General features: G+C 31.4%; 16 protein-coding genes. 4 read left to right on the top strand and 12 right to left on the bottom strand.

Translation table 11 applies throughout. The annotated features are described in order from the left end of the window. The first annotated feature begins 44 nt into the window (after nt 1–44). Both IW20_RS17535 and IW20_RS26130 read left to right on the top strand, forming a co-directional pair. A complete protein-coding gene (locus IW20_RS17535) occupies nt 45–1529 on the top strand; it encodes a DUF1254 domain-containing protein (RefSeq protein ID WP_035625289.1) in 1485 nt (494 codons plus the stop codon). Nucleotides 1530–1806: 277 nt separating this feature from the next. Beyond that, nucleotides 1807–2046, top strand: a complete 240-nt coding sequence (locus IW20_RS26130; RefSeq protein ID WP_123869476.1) for a hypothetical protein — start codon at nt 1807–1809, stop codon at nt 2044–2046. 155 nt (nt 2047–2201) lie between these two features. On the opposite strand, the gene IW20_RS17525 is transcribed toward IW20_RS26130, so the two are convergent. The 12 genes from IW20_RS17525 to IW20_RS17475 all read right to left on the bottom strand — a co-directional run bounded on the left by IW20_RS17525 (nt 2202) and on the right by IW20_RS17475 (nt 14152). Beyond that, the gene (locus tag IW20_RS17525; protein WP_035625283.1) at nt 2202–2540 is read right to left on the bottom strand and encodes a hypothetical protein; all 339 of its coding nucleotides are present in this window, start codon (nt 2538–2540) and stop codon (nt 2202–2204) included. Between the two features lie 77 nt (nt 2541–2617). Further along, on the bottom strand, nt 2618–4207 hold the full coding sequence (locus IW20_RS17520) for a hypothetical protein (RefSeq protein ID WP_051885870.1): 1590 nt from the start codon (nt 4205–4207) through the stop codon (nt 2618–2620). A 4-nt stretch (nt 4208–4211) separates the two neighbouring features. Beyond that, nucleotides 4212–4379, bottom strand: coding sequence for a hypothetical protein (locus IW20_RS26400; protein WP_165571458.1), 168 nt, complete (start codon nt 4377–4379; stop codon nt 4212–4214). 17 nt (nt 4380–4396) lie between these two features. After that, nucleotides 4397–6205 (bottom strand): type VI secretion system Vgr family protein, encoded by a 1809-nt coding sequence (locus IW20_RS17515; protein WP_035625280.1) that lies wholly within the window; start codon nt 6203–6205, stop codon nt 4397–4399. Between the two features lie 34 nt (nt 6206–6239). Then, nucleotides 6240–6635 (bottom strand): type VI secretion system tube protein TssD, encoded by a 396-nt coding sequence (gene tssD, locus IW20_RS17510; RefSeq protein ID WP_035625279.1) that lies wholly within the window; start codon nt 6633–6635, stop codon nt 6240–6242. 135 nt (nt 6636–6770) lie between these two features. Further along, the gene (locus IW20_RS17505; RefSeq protein ID WP_035625278.1) at nt 6771–7427 is read right to left on the bottom strand and encodes a hypothetical protein; all 657 of its coding nucleotides are present in this window, start codon (nt 7425–7427) and stop codon (nt 6771–6773) included. Between the two features lie 68 nt (nt 7428–7495). After that, complete coding sequence (locus IW20_RS17500; protein WP_035625275.1) at nt 7496–8275, bottom strand: hypothetical protein; 780 nt, start codon at nt 8273–8275, stop codon at nt 7496–7498. Nucleotides 8276–8328: 53 nt separating this feature from the next. Then, nucleotides 8329–9021: a hypothetical protein gene (locus tag IW20_RS17495; protein ID WP_035625273.1), complete on the bottom strand. Its 693-nt coding sequence runs from the start codon at nt 9019–9021 to the stop codon at nt 8329–8331. A 6-nt stretch (nt 9022–9027) separates the two neighbouring features. Then, nucleotides 9028–9630 carry a hypothetical protein gene (locus IW20_RS17490; RefSeq protein WP_035625271.1) on the bottom strand — a complete coding sequence of 201 codons (603 nt, stop codon included), beginning with the start codon at nt 9628–9630 and terminating at the stop codon, nt 9028–9030. A gap of 2 nt (nt 9631–9632) precedes the next feature. Further along, nucleotides 9633–12419: an OmpA family protein gene (locus tag IW20_RS25455; protein WP_051885869.1), complete on the bottom strand. Its 2787-nt coding sequence runs from the start codon at nt 12417–12419 to the stop codon at nt 9633–9635. Between the two features lie 21 nt (nt 12420–12440). Next, nucleotides 12441–12938 (bottom strand): DUF4280 domain-containing protein, encoded by a 498-nt coding sequence (locus IW20_RS17480; RefSeq protein WP_035625268.1) that lies wholly within the window; start codon nt 12936–12938, stop codon nt 12441–12443. Between the two features lie 104 nt (nt 12939–13042). Then, nucleotides 13043–14152, bottom strand: a complete 1110-nt coding sequence (locus IW20_RS17475) for a hypothetical protein (protein WP_035625266.1) — start codon at nt 14150–14152, stop codon at nt 13043–13045. A 230-nt stretch (nt 14153–14382) separates the two neighbouring features. On the opposite strand from IW20_RS17475, the gene IW20_RS17470 reads away from it, so the two are divergent. After that, nucleotides 14383–15300 (top strand): PorP/SprF family type IX secretion system membrane protein, encoded by a 918-nt coding sequence (locus IW20_RS17470; RefSeq protein WP_035625264.1) that lies wholly within the window; start codon nt 14383–14385, stop codon nt 15298–15300. A 97-nt stretch (nt 15301–15397) separates the two neighbouring features. Further along, the coding region (locus IW20_RS17465) for a TolB-like translocation protein (RefSeq protein ID WP_035625262.1) at nt 15398–16665 on the top strand (1268 nt) is incomplete at its 3' end.

Genomic DNA, 16665 nt, shown 5'->3' with positions numbered 1-16665 from the left:
TACATTAGATACTGTTTTCTAAAGTATAACTATAAATCAATTTTATGAAAAAAGTATTATTTTGCCTCTGTGCACTTTCACTTGTTTTTAGTGGCTGTAAAAAAGAATCTGAAAATAAAGGCGATACAGCCAATACTAGCGTATCCAATTCAGAAGATTATGAATTTATTGGCGGTTATCCTACAGAAGCTACCATAAAAAAAGCATATGATGATGCCGATTTAAATCGTGCTATACAAGCCTACAAATTTTTCTATCCAACTGTTTCAGGAGAAGGTTTGGTAAAAGGGAATGATAGTGTTAATATTAAACCAAACAGAACATTTGGTACACTAGATACTAAACCGGGACAGATTGGATTTACTCTGAATTCTGACACTCCTTATGGGCCTGTTTTAATCGATCTATCAAAAGGGCCTATGGTAATAGATATTCCTAAAGGTCCGCTTATTGTTGTTGCAATGGATGTAAACCAACGATGGGTTGCCGATATGGGGATTCCAGGACCTGATGCTGGCAACGGAGGAAAACATATACTATTACCACCAAACTATAAAGGTGCTGTTCCTGCTTCTGGCTATCATGTCTGGAAATCATCTTCGGATAATCTTACTGTTGGTGTGCGCTCACTTCCTGTAGGTGGAGACGTTAAAGCGGCATTAGAGCGAATAAAAACCGTGAAAGTATATCCGCTAAACAAAACACCAGATTGGAAAGAACCTACATGGATAGATATTACTGATAAACATCAAAATACAACACCATTGGCATGGGAAACCAACTTTAAATATTGGGAAAATTTAAATGATGCCATACAACGTGAACCTGCTTACGATGGTTATAGAAATAATTATGGTGAACTTGCTGTTCTTGGTATAGCAAAAGGCAAACCTTTTAAACCTGATGCTCGTATGAAAGGAATACTTGAAAAAGCTGCTAGAATTGCCAATGCTCAAATGCGAGTACAATCCTTTGCAGATCGTCGCCCAGACCGAATAGTATGGAAAGATCGTCAATGGGAATGGGTAGGCCTCAGATTTGAAGATGGCGATTTTAACACTCCTTTTTATGTAGATCTTGATGCTCGAGAAACATGGTTTTATCAAGCTATTGGGGCTTCTCCAGCGATGTTTAGACGAACAGAAGGTGCTGGGTCATTATATTGGCTTGGTCTTAAAGATAAAGATGGAAAATATATAGATGGAAGCAATACTTATAAATTAACTATCCCTACTCCTGCTCCTGCAAAATTATTTTGGTCGGTAACCATATATGATGCAAATACAAGAAGCCAAATTATTACTGATCAAAATAAAGCCGCATTACGTTCTTTATTTGAACTGAAAGACAAGATTGGCGGGAAAACTATTGATTTATACTTTGGTCCAAAAGCTCCTGCAGGAAAAGAAGGGCAATGGATTAAAACTATTCCTGGTAAAGGTTGGTTTACTTATTTCAGAATTTACGGCCCTGAAGCAACTGCTTTCAGCGGAAATTGGAAGCCAGGCGATTTTGAAAAAGTAGAATAAAATTTATATTATTCTAAATGCTTAATTGTATTTGGAATTGTTAATCATCCAGTATTAATTTAAGAATCAAATTAATACTGGATTTTTAATTTTTAAAATGATGATATAAAAAATAGCATTATTAGTAAATCTATAGACACGCAAATGTTATATCCAATCTAGTCCAAATTCTAAAACATAATGAATTAATGTAAATAATCCACTTAAAATGAGAACTGCAAAAAATCTAATACTATTTTGATATAGTCGAGTTTTTATTTTCCTTTTAATGTAATATATGTCGACTAATACAAACGGAATAAAAGAAACCAATCCAATAAATCCACCTATCCAAATTATTATCCATACATATAGTCCATTTAGTACATTAAATATGGAGAAAATACTTGTTGGATCTATAGATATAGGTTTTCCTAATTCTATTCTCATCCATGCCATTCCTGAAAGTATACTTAAAAGAAGCCATATTATATATTTAATAATTGTTATTGTAACTTTCATTCTAATTATGGTTTAATATGATGAAATCAACTATTTTTTTGGACAAACGGATTATTATTAAAGTATAAAACCTTTTTAGGTTTAATTCTTTGTCATACCTAGCCAAATAAACTTCTTAATTTACCTTTTACGTTATAGCTAAATACATTCAAGAACAAGTAAAAACTAAACTTATATCCAATTTAGCTTGAATTCTAAAACATAATGAATTAATGTAACTATTCCAGTTAAAATAAAAACAGTTAAAATTCTTGCGATATTTTGATTTAGTTTGGTTTCTATTTTTCGTTTAATATAATATATGTCGACTAATACAAACGGAATAAAGGAAATTAATCCAATAAACCCACCTATCCAAATCATTATAGATTCATCTAGTCCATTAAGTATCGAAAAAAATCCTGTTGCTTTAATAGGTTTTCCAAGTTCTATTCTCATCCATCCCATTCCTGAAAACATACTTAAAAACAGCCATATTAGATATTTAATAATTGTAATTATAACTTTCATTTAAAATAATTGTGGTTAAATGTAACTAATTATTATTATTTTTTTTAAACAGATTGTTTATTAAAATAAAAAAAAGTCTATTTAGGTTTGTATCCAGTGTTTATACCCGAGCTAAAAGCTGATCTCAATGCCTCATCAACTTTTAACCAATATTGAGTGTGACTCAAACTATGGGAAACAGTTGCTAAATAAGGTACAGTTCCAGGTCTTTTAGCCATTTCTATGTCCATATCTGTTTTTGCAACAAGATCAGCATTATATTTTTTTACAAGTTCTTGATATACTTTAAGATTGGTTCCTCTTAACAACGTTAATTGTGTATCTTTTGCACCGCTTACAACATATTCTAATTTATTAATTTGATCCCTAATAGCTTGGATTTGATCCTCTGTTATGAATTGACTTATCAATCTCATTAATATTTCTTTTGTGTCTTTGTTTTTTTGTGCAGTTTGTAAGCCTGAAAGGAATTTATCGAAGTTAGCTCTTTTCTTTCTAGATGCATATTTGTCGTTGCCTGTTATAACTAAATCGGTTATAGCTAACCCTTTTGTTTGCTTTTTTGGAGTCCAAGAGGTTTCTTCGATACTTTCGGTAATACCAGTGTTTTCATTGAACAATGCCGCTAAAACACCAAGTAAATAACTATCGGTCAATCCTGTTTTAATTGCCAACAATTCATTTATGAGTCTTAAAATACCTAGTAAATCGAGGTCGTCAAAGTAAAAATCTCTACTATATCCACCATTTCTTGCAGCTTGATTTCTTATAATTGTTGTTTTAGCATTAACTGACCATTTATGTATTCTATCAAATAAATCTACAAATTTGGTTTTTTCAGATTTAAATTTATTGGTTTCAATACTATTAATATATTTTATAATAGCATCCATAAGCATTCCGACACCATCTAACAAAATACCAGTATTTCTCCATAGATTATGCCCTTGCGTTTCATTAATTTTACCTCTAAATCCAGAATCACCAATTATTGCAAAAGGCTCGAAATTTGTTTCTTTTATTCTTTTTAAAGCTGCCTCAAAATCACCTTTATTTAATTTTCTTATAAGAATTTCCAAATTTACAAGTGAAAAGTCTGCCACAAACTGTTGGGTAATATCATACTCATTATGCACATTGATGATTTTACATTCCTCATGTAATTTAGTATGGTTTAATTGGTGTTTTTTTTGGAAGAACGGCGTAGATAAATAAGTAATGCTTTTTATTTTCCATAATTTAGGAAAACGACTGTCAGTAGCTATCAGTTCTGTAAACTGATTAATAACATTACCTCCATGCGAGTGACCTATTAAGTGTAGGTGTGTTTCTTTATTCTTGTATTTAGGATATACTCTAACAAACAAACCTAACAAGCCGTCTGCAGCCTTATTTCTTTCCTCTGTGTTATTATCCCCTGACCAACTTAAAAAAGTATCTTCAATATGTAAATCATTAAATTGAAATTTTAATTCTTTTAACTTTCCCCAAAAATTATCTTTACTAGCGCGCCAATAATCCTTATTAGCTTCGTGTTTTAAAGTTTTTAGGTTAATAGGATCAGTAGTTCCTGGTACAAACATAATAATATCCGTTGGTAATCCATTTCCTTTTACTACTACTTCTGGTTTTTTAAATCTAGGTTCTCCAAGTATTACATTCCCCATACTATTATTTATTACCTTTTAGTTGTACTTTTTTGTTTGAAAGCAATGTTAGATTCTTGTCAGTTGCAACAACTTCAACTTTCTCTGCTGTTTCTGTAAATTTTTGCGAAATACTATAATACTTATTTTCGATAGTAACGTATAAGTTTTTTGCAGTTTTATTAATGGCCATAATTAACGTATTAGATATTAAAACATATTCGATTTCTCTGCACTATTTACATCTACTGTTTTTGCACTACTTTCTAAAAGCATATTTTCTTTAGTGCTAAAAATGGTAACTTCTTCGGCATGTTGAGTTGATTCTAGAGAACTTCTGATATGCGTTTTTTCTACTATCTCAGTTTTATTATTTGCAGTTTCTGTAAAATCTCCAGTTGCAGTTTGGCTAATATCTTGTCCAGCAGTTTGTGTAATATCTTTATCTGCCGAATTTTCAATATTCTCTCCAGCTGTTATAATTACGTTTTTACCTGCCGAAATACTCACATTCTCACCTGCATTTAAGGTGAAATTTTTAGGTGCGTTTACACTTATATTTCCCTTTCCGTCCATTAGCCAAGTATTTCCACTCGGATCTTCTATTAAAAGACTTCCTTCGGCATCATTAAAGACCATTTTTATTCCAGAACGGGTATGAATAGCTTTCATATCATTTTGGGCAGAACCATAGCCAGAAGACTCTTTACCATTATACTGTGTTCCTAGTATATACGGATTCTGTGCATTACCTCCTTCAAAACCTACTAATACTTCTTCTCCTATTTCAGGAATAAAGTAAAATCCTTTTCCTCCACCAGAGTGAGGTTGTATCATACGCATCCATTCGCTCGTAGTGGTACCTCCTGCCCAATAGAACTCAACTTTTACACGTCCTAATGCTTCTGGATCATTATTATCTTTTATTTTGGCAGGTTGAGTTTCTGCTTTGGCAAAAACATGCACATCTGTGTAATGTGGTGCTGCTACATCGGCTGGGATGGCCTTGAACTCACAAGAATAATTCCCGTGTACCTTAGAATGATGTATAACCTCTGTAGCGATAAGTTCATGTTCTACAGTTTGATTTACTATTGTAAATACCTGTCCTAATCCCAAGGGTAAGTAAGATATTCCGCTATAAAACACACTGTTGGCATCACTACCAGCAGTTTGTAAATTGACCATCTCGTCTATCTCATCTTTGTTTTGAGCATTGGTTGTATAAGCTCCCGTGCTCAAATCGCCCTGAGTAACTGTTCCTTGATTATAACCTACAATAGACGAAAAACTATCTTTACTCCCTCCAGATGTTCTAGCAGCTGAATTACGGGCATTGCTTGCATTCTTGTAGTCATAAGAGGCCAATGAAATTTTATGAGCTTTCATGTTGGTTTGTATCTTAAAACTATGAAGAGAAGCTCCGTTGATGAGTTTTACTTTGGATGTTTTAGTTTGTCCGAACTGCATACGCATTCCATCAAAATAAAACCATTGTCCGTATCGTGTAGCTAATCTTTTTAGAAACTCAAAACTAGTTTCGTTATACTGTGCCATGTACTTAAATTCCTTAAGATAAGTAGAGCGAATCGATTCACGCTGATAAAACTCTCCAGGTCCTTCTGCCAGGATACTTAATGCGATATCATCCATTCCTCGTTCTAAATATGTTCTGGATTTTTTCATGTCATCCAAAACAATCGTATGGCTTATACCTGTAACATGCAAACCTACTGGGCTACCATGAAGATCAACTGATGAAAGTTCTGTTATTATTCCTTTACTCATAAGCCTAACTCCTGTAAGGCTCTTAAAAGTAAAAATAACTTCATCTCCCAAATAACTCCTTAAAGCTTTGGCTTGATCTGCTGGTTTAATTATTGCTTTACCCGTATATTGCCAAACAAACGAAAAATGATGATGATCAGCCATTTTTTGAGACAGCTTTAAATCATAATAAACAACATTTTGAGTAAAACTTCCTATGGAAATATGAACTTGTTCTGAGAAATGTGCCATAATGCGTACTTGTGTTTAATAAATTTTTAAAAATTTAATCTAAAGCAATCCAGTTGTTTGAGAATTTAGCATCTCCAAAAGTCAATTCTTTAGAAACTAATTCCATTGTTATTTTCATTGGTACTTCTGTAGTGCTCGTAAATTGCTCTTCATAACTAATGCAAAATGCCTTCACAAACTTTAGCTCTTTCATTTTACTTAATGCATCTCTTCTATAAAAAACGATTTTTCCATCCTTAGTTAAATCACTATTTAACATCCAAGACAAAAAATGGGTGTTTTGGTTGGATTCTATTATCATTTTTATAATACCTCCTTTAGCATTTCCGGTAGGTTTGCTTGTGGTATCAATTTCTTGTTTAAAATGGATATTAAATTCAAGGACATTATACTCTTCCCCATCAATATGTAATTTGGATAAAAAACTCATTTGTCTTATATTTTTTTAGATTATTAAATATTAAAATTCTTTGTATTTTTTTATATATAAACCTAATCTCTCAAATCTATATAATTTCATTGTACTAGTTATACTAATCACTTTCAGTGTAAAACTCATTCCTCATTAATAAAAATATTTTTTCAATATTTCTAATATGTTAAATGCATTTGGGTTTTCTTCAAGCAATTTTTTAATGTTTTCAGGATTATTTTCTTCGCTGGGTTTTAATATTAATCCTCTTTTAATAATTATAAATTCACTTTGGGAACTTATATATTTTTGCTTGGTACTGCTATTTATTCTATTCTCATTATGAATGTTTACAAAAACTATTTCATCCGTAGATACGCTTTCCCACAGGTACTTTTTATCGAGATAATCTCCTTTACCTTTATACTCATATTTTTTTAAAGGTTTTCCATATTTTTGCATTAAATAATTAAGAAGCTCGTTGCTTTTCTCTATTTCCCAAATATCTAATTGAAAACCTAGATACTTATTTTTATCATAGGAATCCACAAAAAAGGATAGACTATTACTATCTTTTATTAAGTCGTCTGTATGTGTGTAATTATTAAATTTTGTTGAACCATATTTAAATTTTTGAACATCTTCAGAAATATATGCCTTTTGACCTGTTATTATATTATTGTCTTCAGAGAAGCTATCATCAATATACTCTGTAATATCTTGATTGTATTTCATAGTTTCTAAATCTGTTTGAGAATTACATGACGTAATCAATAAACTGATTGTGACTAATAAAATTAATTGTTTCATTTTCTTCAATTGAAATTTTAATTGTGAATATATCTATCTGGACTTATACCTAATAGCTACTCTAATTCTTAAATAACTTCAAGTTCAGTTTTACCTTTAGGTACATAAAACATTTGATCAATCATTAGTTCTTCACTAGTTTCATCATTGTATAAAAATAAAGCTGGTTCTCCATTTAATTTTTTAAAAGTTGCTAATTTGCCATAGCCATAAAATTTTATGACAGTATCCTTTGGAAATGGCATCACTTTAAAGCCATTTTTTGCATCATTAATTAAACTATTAATTCTTGCATTAGAATCGGAATTGCTTAAGTACATAGAAATAGCCATATTCTTTTCTCTAACTTTTATTTTCTCCACAAACTCATCGTATTTTTCATTCTTAAGAAGTTCGGTAAGATCTTTATATGAAGCAATAAGTTTATCTTTAATATTCTCTACGTCTTTTAAATTTTCACCGTCATTCCATTTAGTCATTGAATAAGGGATTTCTGCCGAAAATTCAGCTGAATTAGTAAGAAATGGTATTTGTTGATCTTTCTCAATTTTTGGAAGTTCAGCAATTGGAAAATCTTGCACGAATTTGAATTCATCGTTGGCTACGTCAAATAATCGTACATTATACTTTAATGCCGCCTCTGGATCCAAGCTTATTTCACCCAATAAAGGTGTCATCTTAGTTGTTACATTTTGAATACCATTATTATAAATGGCATAATTAATCGGGACATTAGTGGCTACTTGACCATTAACCTCCATTGATATCACAGGAATGTCATTAATCAAAATCTCAAAATTACAGGCTGTTGCACTGAAATCTATTGTGTAATAAGGCTCTTTTATCATGAATTTTATTCTTTATTATCAGGGATGCACATATCTTAAACTTTTTCTCATTTTTAATTTTTTAATATTTTATCTAGATACGGATAACCGCTCGCGTTCAAAAGTTCCATCCATTCCTTATGCTTATTATTAAAAACAAATAAATTACAGATGTCTTTTTCAGGGCTATTTTTGGTTTCTAATTTAAAATAGTAATATATTAAATTGCTCTTTTTCCATATAGACACTACCCTCTTAGTTTTATTTTTTGTTGGTATAATATTGTTATCAATTATATCAGCTTCCACGCCTTCTACAATAGTATCAAAAACAGGTTTATTTAATGTTTTTTCAAGAACTTCAAAAAGAGTTTTCTTTTCAATTTCTGTATAGATATTCAGTTGATACATTCCCAAAATATTATTTCGTTCATTAAAGAGCGGGCCTATTTCACTATCTACTACACCATAATGAAAAATAACATTGTTTTTATTGCTTTCTCCTTTTAGATTAATTCTTTTAAAATTTAGCACTTTATCAATGTTAAATGCAACTCTTTCATTTCCGAGGTAAGTCAAATTATCACTTTTAACAGTATCTTTTTTTGATAATTTTACAGATGACAAAATATCGTTTATATCTTCATTTAATGTTAAATCAGCTAAATCAAAAGGTTGTTTTATTTGAATGTCTTGTTTCTTCACATCTGATTTGCATGATTGCAATGAAAGGATAAAGCAAATTATTATAATTTCAACTTTCTTCATTTTCTACTATCGTGAGTTTTTTTCAATAAAATTATCTAAGACATTTTCTCTATTTGTCACATTACCTATTTTTAAGTTTTTTTCAATAAAATATAGTGTACAAGAAAAACCAGAAATCATTTTTCCTTCAACTTTGTATTCTTCTTTTACTTGGTTTAATAGAATATCGAAATCTCCAGCAGTATTCTTCCAATAAAAAGCTGAATAAGGCCAGCTATCACTAGCAATTTTTATTGTTGTTGGCTCTCCATACTTTTGTTTTAAAGCCTCAAATAAAGTATTAGTTTCACTAAAATTATATGTTGATAAATAAAAGCCTTTTAAATTATTATCTTTTTGATTGTCTACTAAAAATCCAACTGCACTTTTTAAGAATTTTTCTTTAGGATATTCTATAGAAAAATTAACATCCGCAAAACTATATTTATCAACTTTAAAGGTCTCATAATAAGGAAGCCCTGTTGTTTGATCTAAATTTTGATGTTTTATTTTATTTTCTATCAAATCATTTAAAGAACTTTTCAAATCTAGATTTGCCAAATCAATCCTTGATTGTGATTTACAATTAAATAATATAAAAACTGTACACATTAAAATAACTTTTTTCATTTTTAATTTTTTTTAATTAGAGGAATCTTTGCGTCTATTCCTGCATATTTCTCTAAATTCTTAATTACATCAAATTCGGGTATTATGTTATACTCTTTGTCAAAATCAACAAGATCAACCTTTCTATCCCCCTTAAAAACTCCTTTTTTTATAGTAAGACCAACACTTGCCTTTACAACTACAGTTGCAATTAATCCATTAAATTTTAACTCAGGAAGATAATACAAAGTTTTATCAGTACTGCTTTTTTGGTCATACTCTAAACCATGACCAAAAGTGGCTGAAGCTTTTCCTGTTGCTTTCATTTTACCTTCTGCATAAGCTTCTGCAATGATTACTACAAATTTTGCTTTAATTTCTATTCCTGCATCTAGTTCGAATCCTATTTTAGTTGCTAATTTTGCTGTTGCCTCGCCTGTATCAGAACAAGTATTAAATTTTAATGTCGAGTCACCAGATATCTCGCCTGTGAGCTTTAAATCGATATACATTTTTAAATTTACGGGATGTCCATCATCTTCTAGCCATGCTCTAACCTCTCTTAAAATTTTTGAAGCAGCAATATTTGCCGTACCACCACTTACTACTCCAACTCCTGCTTGTACCAACATATCGAGCAAATCAATAGTAAATTCTACTCCAATAAATGGGTGCGCTTGCAAATAAAATTCAACACTTTCTCCAATTGTTGCGATTTCTTTCTTGTCAAGCATTGCCCTTTCTAGTTGCCAAATTGCGCCAAGGCAAAAATTAGGAGGTAATATTTCCAAGGTAATTGGTAAATTTTTTGTGAAGTCATTTTTTCGTACTTTTCCTCCAACCTTATCAGTTACCCCTTTTGAAAATTCCTTTAGTGACGAAAAAACAGAATAAAATTGCTTGATTTTTTTTTCATATTTCAAAGTCCCATCAAAATGGCCATTATATTTATCGCTGCCAACTTTATCCCAATTTGCTTCTAAAATTACTCCAAAATCAATTTCAGTTTGTTTCCATCTTTTCTCAGCACCTATTTTTCCTGCTTTACTTTGCATTTCTTTATGCTTTGCAGGTGTCTGCTTTTGCCATTTTACGCTTAGTTGGTTACTAAGATTTAAAAAGAAATGAAAATCCCATTTAATATCGGGATATGCTTTTATTATTACGGGAACATATTTTTCATCTGAGAAATACCTACAAGAATGAGCGTGAACATTATATATTGTTGCTGAGTCTAAAGCTTTGCCTGTAGCTCCTTCTAATAAATTATATTTTGGCCAAATGTATTGCATTGGTGCAACATTCCATGTTTCTAAGCTTGATCGAATAGGAAAAGTAATCGTATCTCCTTTTTTTTCTTTTCCCTTTTTCTCGCTATATTCTGGGGAGGTTACTCTAATTTTCTTTTCGTGTTTGTTTTTTTCTCTAAAACAGGCTTTATTTTGATATTCCGTTATATCAATGGTTACATTTTTATCATGACTAGGGGCAATTACCTCATATCTAATAGTTTGTGCATGCCCATTAAAAGTAAAAGATACATCAACTCTTCGAGCTTCTTTATATGAAAATTCATCTTTGTATTTTATATTATCCTTGCCTTTTTTGTCATCATTTGCTAGCACTGTTATGTTTCCTGCCTGTATTTGTATCTCTCCATGACCTTTAGAGATTATTCTTTTAGCATTTAAACCTCCATCAACAAACAGCTTCTTTACCGCATCACTTCGCCTTTGAGATAATCCTTGGTTATAGTTCTCTTTTCCGATTACGCAGGCATATCCAGCAACTGTAATACTTGAATACTCGTGCTCTAACAAAAATTGCAAAGCATTATTTAGTTTACTATTTCCTTCAGCATTAATTACAGAGCTATCAAAATCGAAAATAATTGTTTTGGTAATTGTTTCTTGTGGGTAAATCGCCCCCTTATTGCTTATTCCTTTGTCGAAAAGAATAACTTTGTCTAAAGCAATTGTTTCAAGTTTACAAGGTTCATACCTTACTGCACTTTTATCTGGTTTACCGACTTTTAAAGGGGTTAAGTTTTTAGGGGGTTTGATATCCTTAGACTCTATTTTTTTTAATATTTTTAAAAACTTTGCATGTTCGATATTGTGCTTACTATCCCCTATATATTTCCCTGTTATAGGATCTTTTACTTGTATAAAAAACTCTTCAGTTTCTCGCATAAGTTTCATTTTCCCATACCATATAAAAGTATTTGACATTGCTAGGTTTATTTCTCCATCTACAACATCTACACTAGTATATGTATATATTAAGCTACTAAAACCTGGTAATTTCCTAAAAACATCTACAATTAAATTCTTATGCCCGTTTAGCCCTTCCGTTTCAACATTTAGGTATATAGTATTTCCATACGAAAAAGTATGTGTTTTACTTACATCCGCACCATCATTACTTGTACTCCATTTACAATTTTTAATTCTTGGTTCACAATATCCACTTATAAAAAGCCCGCATTCTCTAGAAACGTCTCTTTTACCAGAAATACTTGCCTCGACATAATACTCAAAAGGGCCACAAAGATTTCTTGAAATCTTTACGCCGTACTTATTATTAAATGGTAATGTTTTCTGTTTTATTATCGTTTTCGCCTTTCTGTCTTGCAACATCCAGGTTAGGTTTTTCTTTTTCTCAATTTCTGTTACGCCTTCATCCCATTGACCAACCGAAAACAAGACAAATTGATCAGGATCAATAGTCACTTTTTTATTAGGAATGGATAAATTGCTTTTTACAGTTCCTTCGCCAGTCCACTTTATTTTTTTTACACCTTTTGCCATTTCAAAAAATATTTGTTACAATCAATTGTTATCATCTAAACCTTTGTGAGTAGGCTGTTTTTTATTCATATCCCTTACATCTACCATAGGATTTATCAGATTGTGTACCATGGGTTTTGCATTTTTGAAATTTTGTTCACTAGCTTCTGTAACCTGTCCATGCTTAGTGATTTCAATACAGTCTGGTGCTCCCATTGGGCATGTTGCTTTACTGTCTTCTAATAATGCCTTTCCCTTATTAGATAAAATCATTTTTTCGTAAGGGCCACTCCATTTTGTAATTTGGGCCTGGCAAGGCAAAAAATCATTACCCGCTGGTTGCTTTTTGCATTTGCCGAAAGTGTTTTTCTCTAAAGTTTGTCCTATATCTTTATCACTGGCAATCAGCTTTTCTGCCCCGTCTTTATCATTACCATAATGCTTTGTTTGTGTTTTTACCTTCAGTTTGTCTGTTTTAGGTTCTACACTAAATTTACATTTACAAGTAGCGCCTTGTACTACAATATGTTTTTCGCTCATAAGTTAAATTTTTATCTACCTCTAAAAATATCTCCAATCATTTTGAAAACACCATCCTCTTTTTTCTTTTCAGCTCCCACATAAAGGGAATTGGTTCTTAAAATTTAGTTTTCATTTTCATTTAGATTCGAAATCATTACGGTATATTTTTGAGGTACATCTAGTGCAAGAATACATTCTATAAATAGAGTTTGTATCGAGTAGTTATTTGGGTTTAGGAAGTATTTGGCTCTATATTGACCAACAGTTTCTTGATTTGATGAAAACTCAGAGAAATGACCTAACTCATTCTCAAATTCTATTTTCATTCTCTTGTCGTCTAAAACTCCTTTCAAATTGATATTCATCAAATCGTTCTCATCAAGATATTCATCGACCTTTTGTTCAATATCAAATATTAAGTCATCACTTTTAGCAATAAACGGGAAATAGGTATAACCTTTAAAAGCCAATTTCGGAGTGTATTCTGTGTGGATTCCGTTAAAAAAAGACCGTATAAACCAGTCGTTAGCAAGTACTAATGATAAACTTTGACTACTCTCTAAGTTTCTTTCAAACAGATCTAAGTATTTGGTTGTTTGTTCCCCAGGGTAATCCTCAAGAATTTCATTTCTTTTTGTTTCCCAGCGTTCACTTATCTCTTCATAATTATGAACATCTATCCACTCACCTTCCTGATCTACCACTACTTGTAAAGGGTATAAAACACTGGATGTTTTTTCTGCAAGTTCATCGGCTACAGAATCAGCTTCTATCTCATTGATGTATATTTTTGATAATCTATCAATTTCAAATAATGAATATCCGTTTTTGTCAGTTGTAATCCAATTTACACTTGCTTCAAATTTTACCGTGTCAATTTGTTCGCCATTTTCAATCGTATACATAACCCCATATTTTTTCTTTATGGTTACGTGATTAAAAGGGATTCTATGACCTTTATAAAATTCAGCTTTTTTAAGAGGCTCTTCTACAGCTTCTCCATTAGCTTGTAATTTAATTGGTTTTAAGAGTAAAAACTTTAAATGACTTGGGAAATTGGCATTTATTACATCTGCATCAGACACACAATGTATATTATGATAGGCTCTTAAAGTTTGCCATTCGATACCAAGTTTTTCTGCAACAATTTCAAATGTGTCTCCTTCTTCTAGGCTATACCTATCATGAGTATCATTATTTCTTTCTGTTACATAAAAACTATTTTCCTTCATAAATTTTGTATCTCCAAAGTTTTTTTATGATTTATCATCCAGAGGTTAGCTTTCATTTATAAATAAATCTAACTTATGATTTAATGTATATTAATAGCATAATAACTTAAAAAATAGAACAAGCATAATTTCTTATTAAGTTATATTTTTTATTGATATACAAATGCATCAATGCTTTTTATCAGTAACAAGAAGAACCCAATGCAATAATAAAATAATAAATATCTACTATGAGAACAAATTTATTTTCTTTCGTTTTGATGTTTACAGCTATAGTAAGTTACGCTCAACAAGATGCTCAATTTACTCAATATATGTACAACACCATAAATATCAACCCAGCGTATGCAGGGTCACGAGGAGCTCTAAGTATTTTTGGTTTATATCGTACTCAATGGGTCGGGCTTGATGGTGCGCCCGAAACTAGTAGTTTATCGGTAAATACCCCAATTAATAACAGTAATTTAGGATTAGGAGTGTCATTGGTTAATGACAAGATTGGACCTACTAACGAAAATAATCTTTCTGTAGATCTTTCCTATACTATACCTACTTCACCAAACTATAAATTATCTTTTGGTATTAAAGCCACAGGGAATTTATTCAATTTAGATGTCAATAAATTAAACCCAGCCGATCAAGGCGATCCTCAATTTCAAAATTTAGATAATGTCTTTAAACCAAATATCGGAGCCGGAATATATCTTCATTCTGATAAAGCATACATAGGTTTATCTGTGCCGAACTTCATCGAGACTAATCGTTATAATGATAATGATATTGCAATTTATAAGGATAAAATAAATTATTACTTAATGGCGGGATATGTATTTGATTTGGATTACTACCAAGACATTAAGTTTAAACCTGCATTATTGACTAAAATGGTAGAAGGTGCGCCTCTGCAAGTAGATGTTTCGGCAAATTTTATGTTCATCAACAAATTTGTGGTTGGAGTAGCATACAGATGGAGCGCTGCATTAAGTGCCATGGTTGGTTTTCAGGTTAGCGATGGATTATATATAGGATATGGCTATGACCGTGAAACTACTAACTTAAACAATTATAATTCGGGTTCACATGAAATATTCTTGCGCTTTGAATTTATCAAAAACAATGGTAAAATGACAACCCCTCGTTTCTTCTAAAAACTATTTATTATGCAATCGGCAATGATTTTAAAATAGCCAATAATAAAAAGAATGAAGATACCATGTTCCTTTAAAAAACAAAAAATAGATCAACATGAAAAATTTTACAATCCTTTACATAACAATAGTAAGTGTTTTTTCCTTAAACAGTTATTCACAACAGAGCAAGATTGCTTCTGGAGATAAAAAATACGACAACTATGCTTATATAGATGCTATTAAAACTTATGAGCGTGTAGCCGAAAAAGGATACAAATCTGAAGATATGTTCAAGAAGTTAGGTAACTCTTATTACTTTAACTCTGAATTTGATAAGGCGGCAAAGTGGTATGGCGAATTATTTGCTATGAACTCTGAGGTTGAACCGGAGTATTATTACCGATATGCCCAATCATTAAAATCTACCGGAGATATTACTAAAGCCAACCAAATGCTTGATTTATTTAATCAGAAATCAAAAAAGGATACTCGCGGTAAACTCTATGAGGGTGATAAAAATTATCTTGACCAAATTAAAGCCAACTCTGGTCGCTATAAAATTGAGGATGCCGGAATAAATAGTAAATATTCTGATTATGGAACTACTTTTTATCAAAACAAAATTGTATTTGCTACGGCAAGAGATACGGGTGGTTTAGGACAACGCAAACACAAATGGACGGGTGAGCATTTTACTAATCTATACCAGTCTGATGTGGATCAGGATTTTAATCCCAATGCTCCAAAAAAATTCAGGTCTAAGATAAATTCTAAATTTCACGAATCTACTCCTGTTTTTACAAAAGATGGAAAGACTGTTTATTTTACACGAAACAATTACATTGATGGTAAAAAGGGAAAAGATGAGAACAAAATAACTTTAATAAAAATATACAAAGCTACACTTGAGGGGGACAAATGGACTAATATAATGGAGGTTCCTTTTAATAGCAATAATTATAGTACAGCTCATCCTGCACTTAGCCCGGATGAAAAAACATTATACTTTGCATCGGATATGCCGGGAACGTTTGGGCAATCGGACATTTATAAAGTAAGTATTAATAATAATGGTGGTTTTAGTTCTCCTGTAAATTTAGGTCCTGGAATAAATACGGAAGGGAAAGAAACATTTCCGTTTGTAACTGATGAGAATGAGATTTATTTTGCCTCAGATGGGCATCCCGGACTTGGAGGATTGGATGTTTTTGTTGGAAAACTAGATGATAGCGGGGTAAGTAATATTCAAAACTTAGGTTCTGATATTAATTCGCCTAAAGATGATTTTGCTTATATAATCGATACTAAATCACGAAGAGGTTTCTTTACCTCTAACAAAGATGGAGGTCTTGGATCTGATGATATTTATAAGTTTTTAGAAAC

It is taken from the genome of Flavobacterium hydatis (genome assembly GCF_000737695.1).
Lineage (GTDB): Bacteria > Bacteroidota > Bacteroidia > Flavobacteriales > Flavobacteriaceae > Flavobacterium > Flavobacterium hydatis.
Note: the sequence above shows the minus strand (reverse complement) of the source record. Positions and strands in the feature narration are given on the sequence as shown.

Bases quoted from the DNA above. Each gene is read 5' to 3' on its own strand.
- IW20_RS17535 (WP_035625289.1), top strand. From the start codon at position 45: ATGAAAAAAGTATTATTTTGCCTCTGTGCACTTTCACTTGTTTTTAGT.
- IW20_RS26130 (WP_123869476.1), top strand. From the start codon at position 1,807: ATGTCGACTAATACAAACGGAATAAAAGAAACCAATCCAATAAATCCA.
- IW20_RS17525 (WP_035625283.1), bottom strand. From the start codon at position 2,540: ATGAAAGTTATAATTACAATTATTAAATATCTAATATGGCTGTTTTTA.
- IW20_RS17520 (WP_051885870.1), bottom strand. From the start codon at position 4,207: ATGGGGAATGTAATACTTGGAGAACCTAGATTTAAAAAACCAGAAGTA.
- IW20_RS26400 (WP_165571458.1), bottom strand. From the start codon at position 4,379: ATGGCCATTAATAAAACTGCAAAAAACTTATACGTTACTATCGAAAAT.
- IW20_RS17515 (WP_035625280.1), bottom strand. From the start codon at position 6,205: ATGGCACATTTCTCAGAACAAGTTCATATTTCCATAGGAAGTTTTACT.
- tssD (WP_035625279.1), bottom strand. From the start codon at position 6,635: ATGAGTTTTTTATCCAAATTACATATTGATGGGGAAGAGTATAATGTC.
- IW20_RS17505 (WP_035625278.1), bottom strand. From the start codon at position 7,427: ATGAAACAATTAATTTTATTAGTCACAATCAGTTTATTGATTACGTCA.
- IW20_RS17500 (WP_035625275.1), bottom strand. From the start codon at position 8,275: ATGATAAAAGAGCCTTATTACACAATAGATTTCAGTGCAACAGCCTGT.
- IW20_RS17495 (WP_035625273.1), bottom strand. From the start codon at position 9,021: ATGAAGAAAGTTGAAATTATAATAATTTGCTTTATCCTTTCATTGCAA.
- IW20_RS17490 (WP_035625271.1), bottom strand. From the start codon at position 9,630: ATGAAAAAAGTTATTTTAATGTGTACAGTTTTTATATTATTTAATTGT.
- IW20_RS25455 (WP_051885869.1), bottom strand. From the start codon at position 12,419: ATGGCAAAAGGTGTAAAAAAAATAAAGTGGACTGGCGAAGGAACTGTA.
- IW20_RS17480 (WP_035625268.1), bottom strand. From the start codon at position 12,938: ATGAGCGAAAAACATATTGTAGTACAAGGCGCTACTTGTAAATGTAAA.
- IW20_RS17475 (WP_035625266.1), bottom strand. From the start codon at position 14,152: ATGAAGGAAAATAGTTTTTATGTAACAGAAAGAAATAATGATACTCAT.
- IW20_RS17470 (WP_035625264.1), top strand. From the start codon at position 14,383: ATGAGAACAAATTTATTTTCTTTCGTTTTGATGTTTACAGCTATAGTA.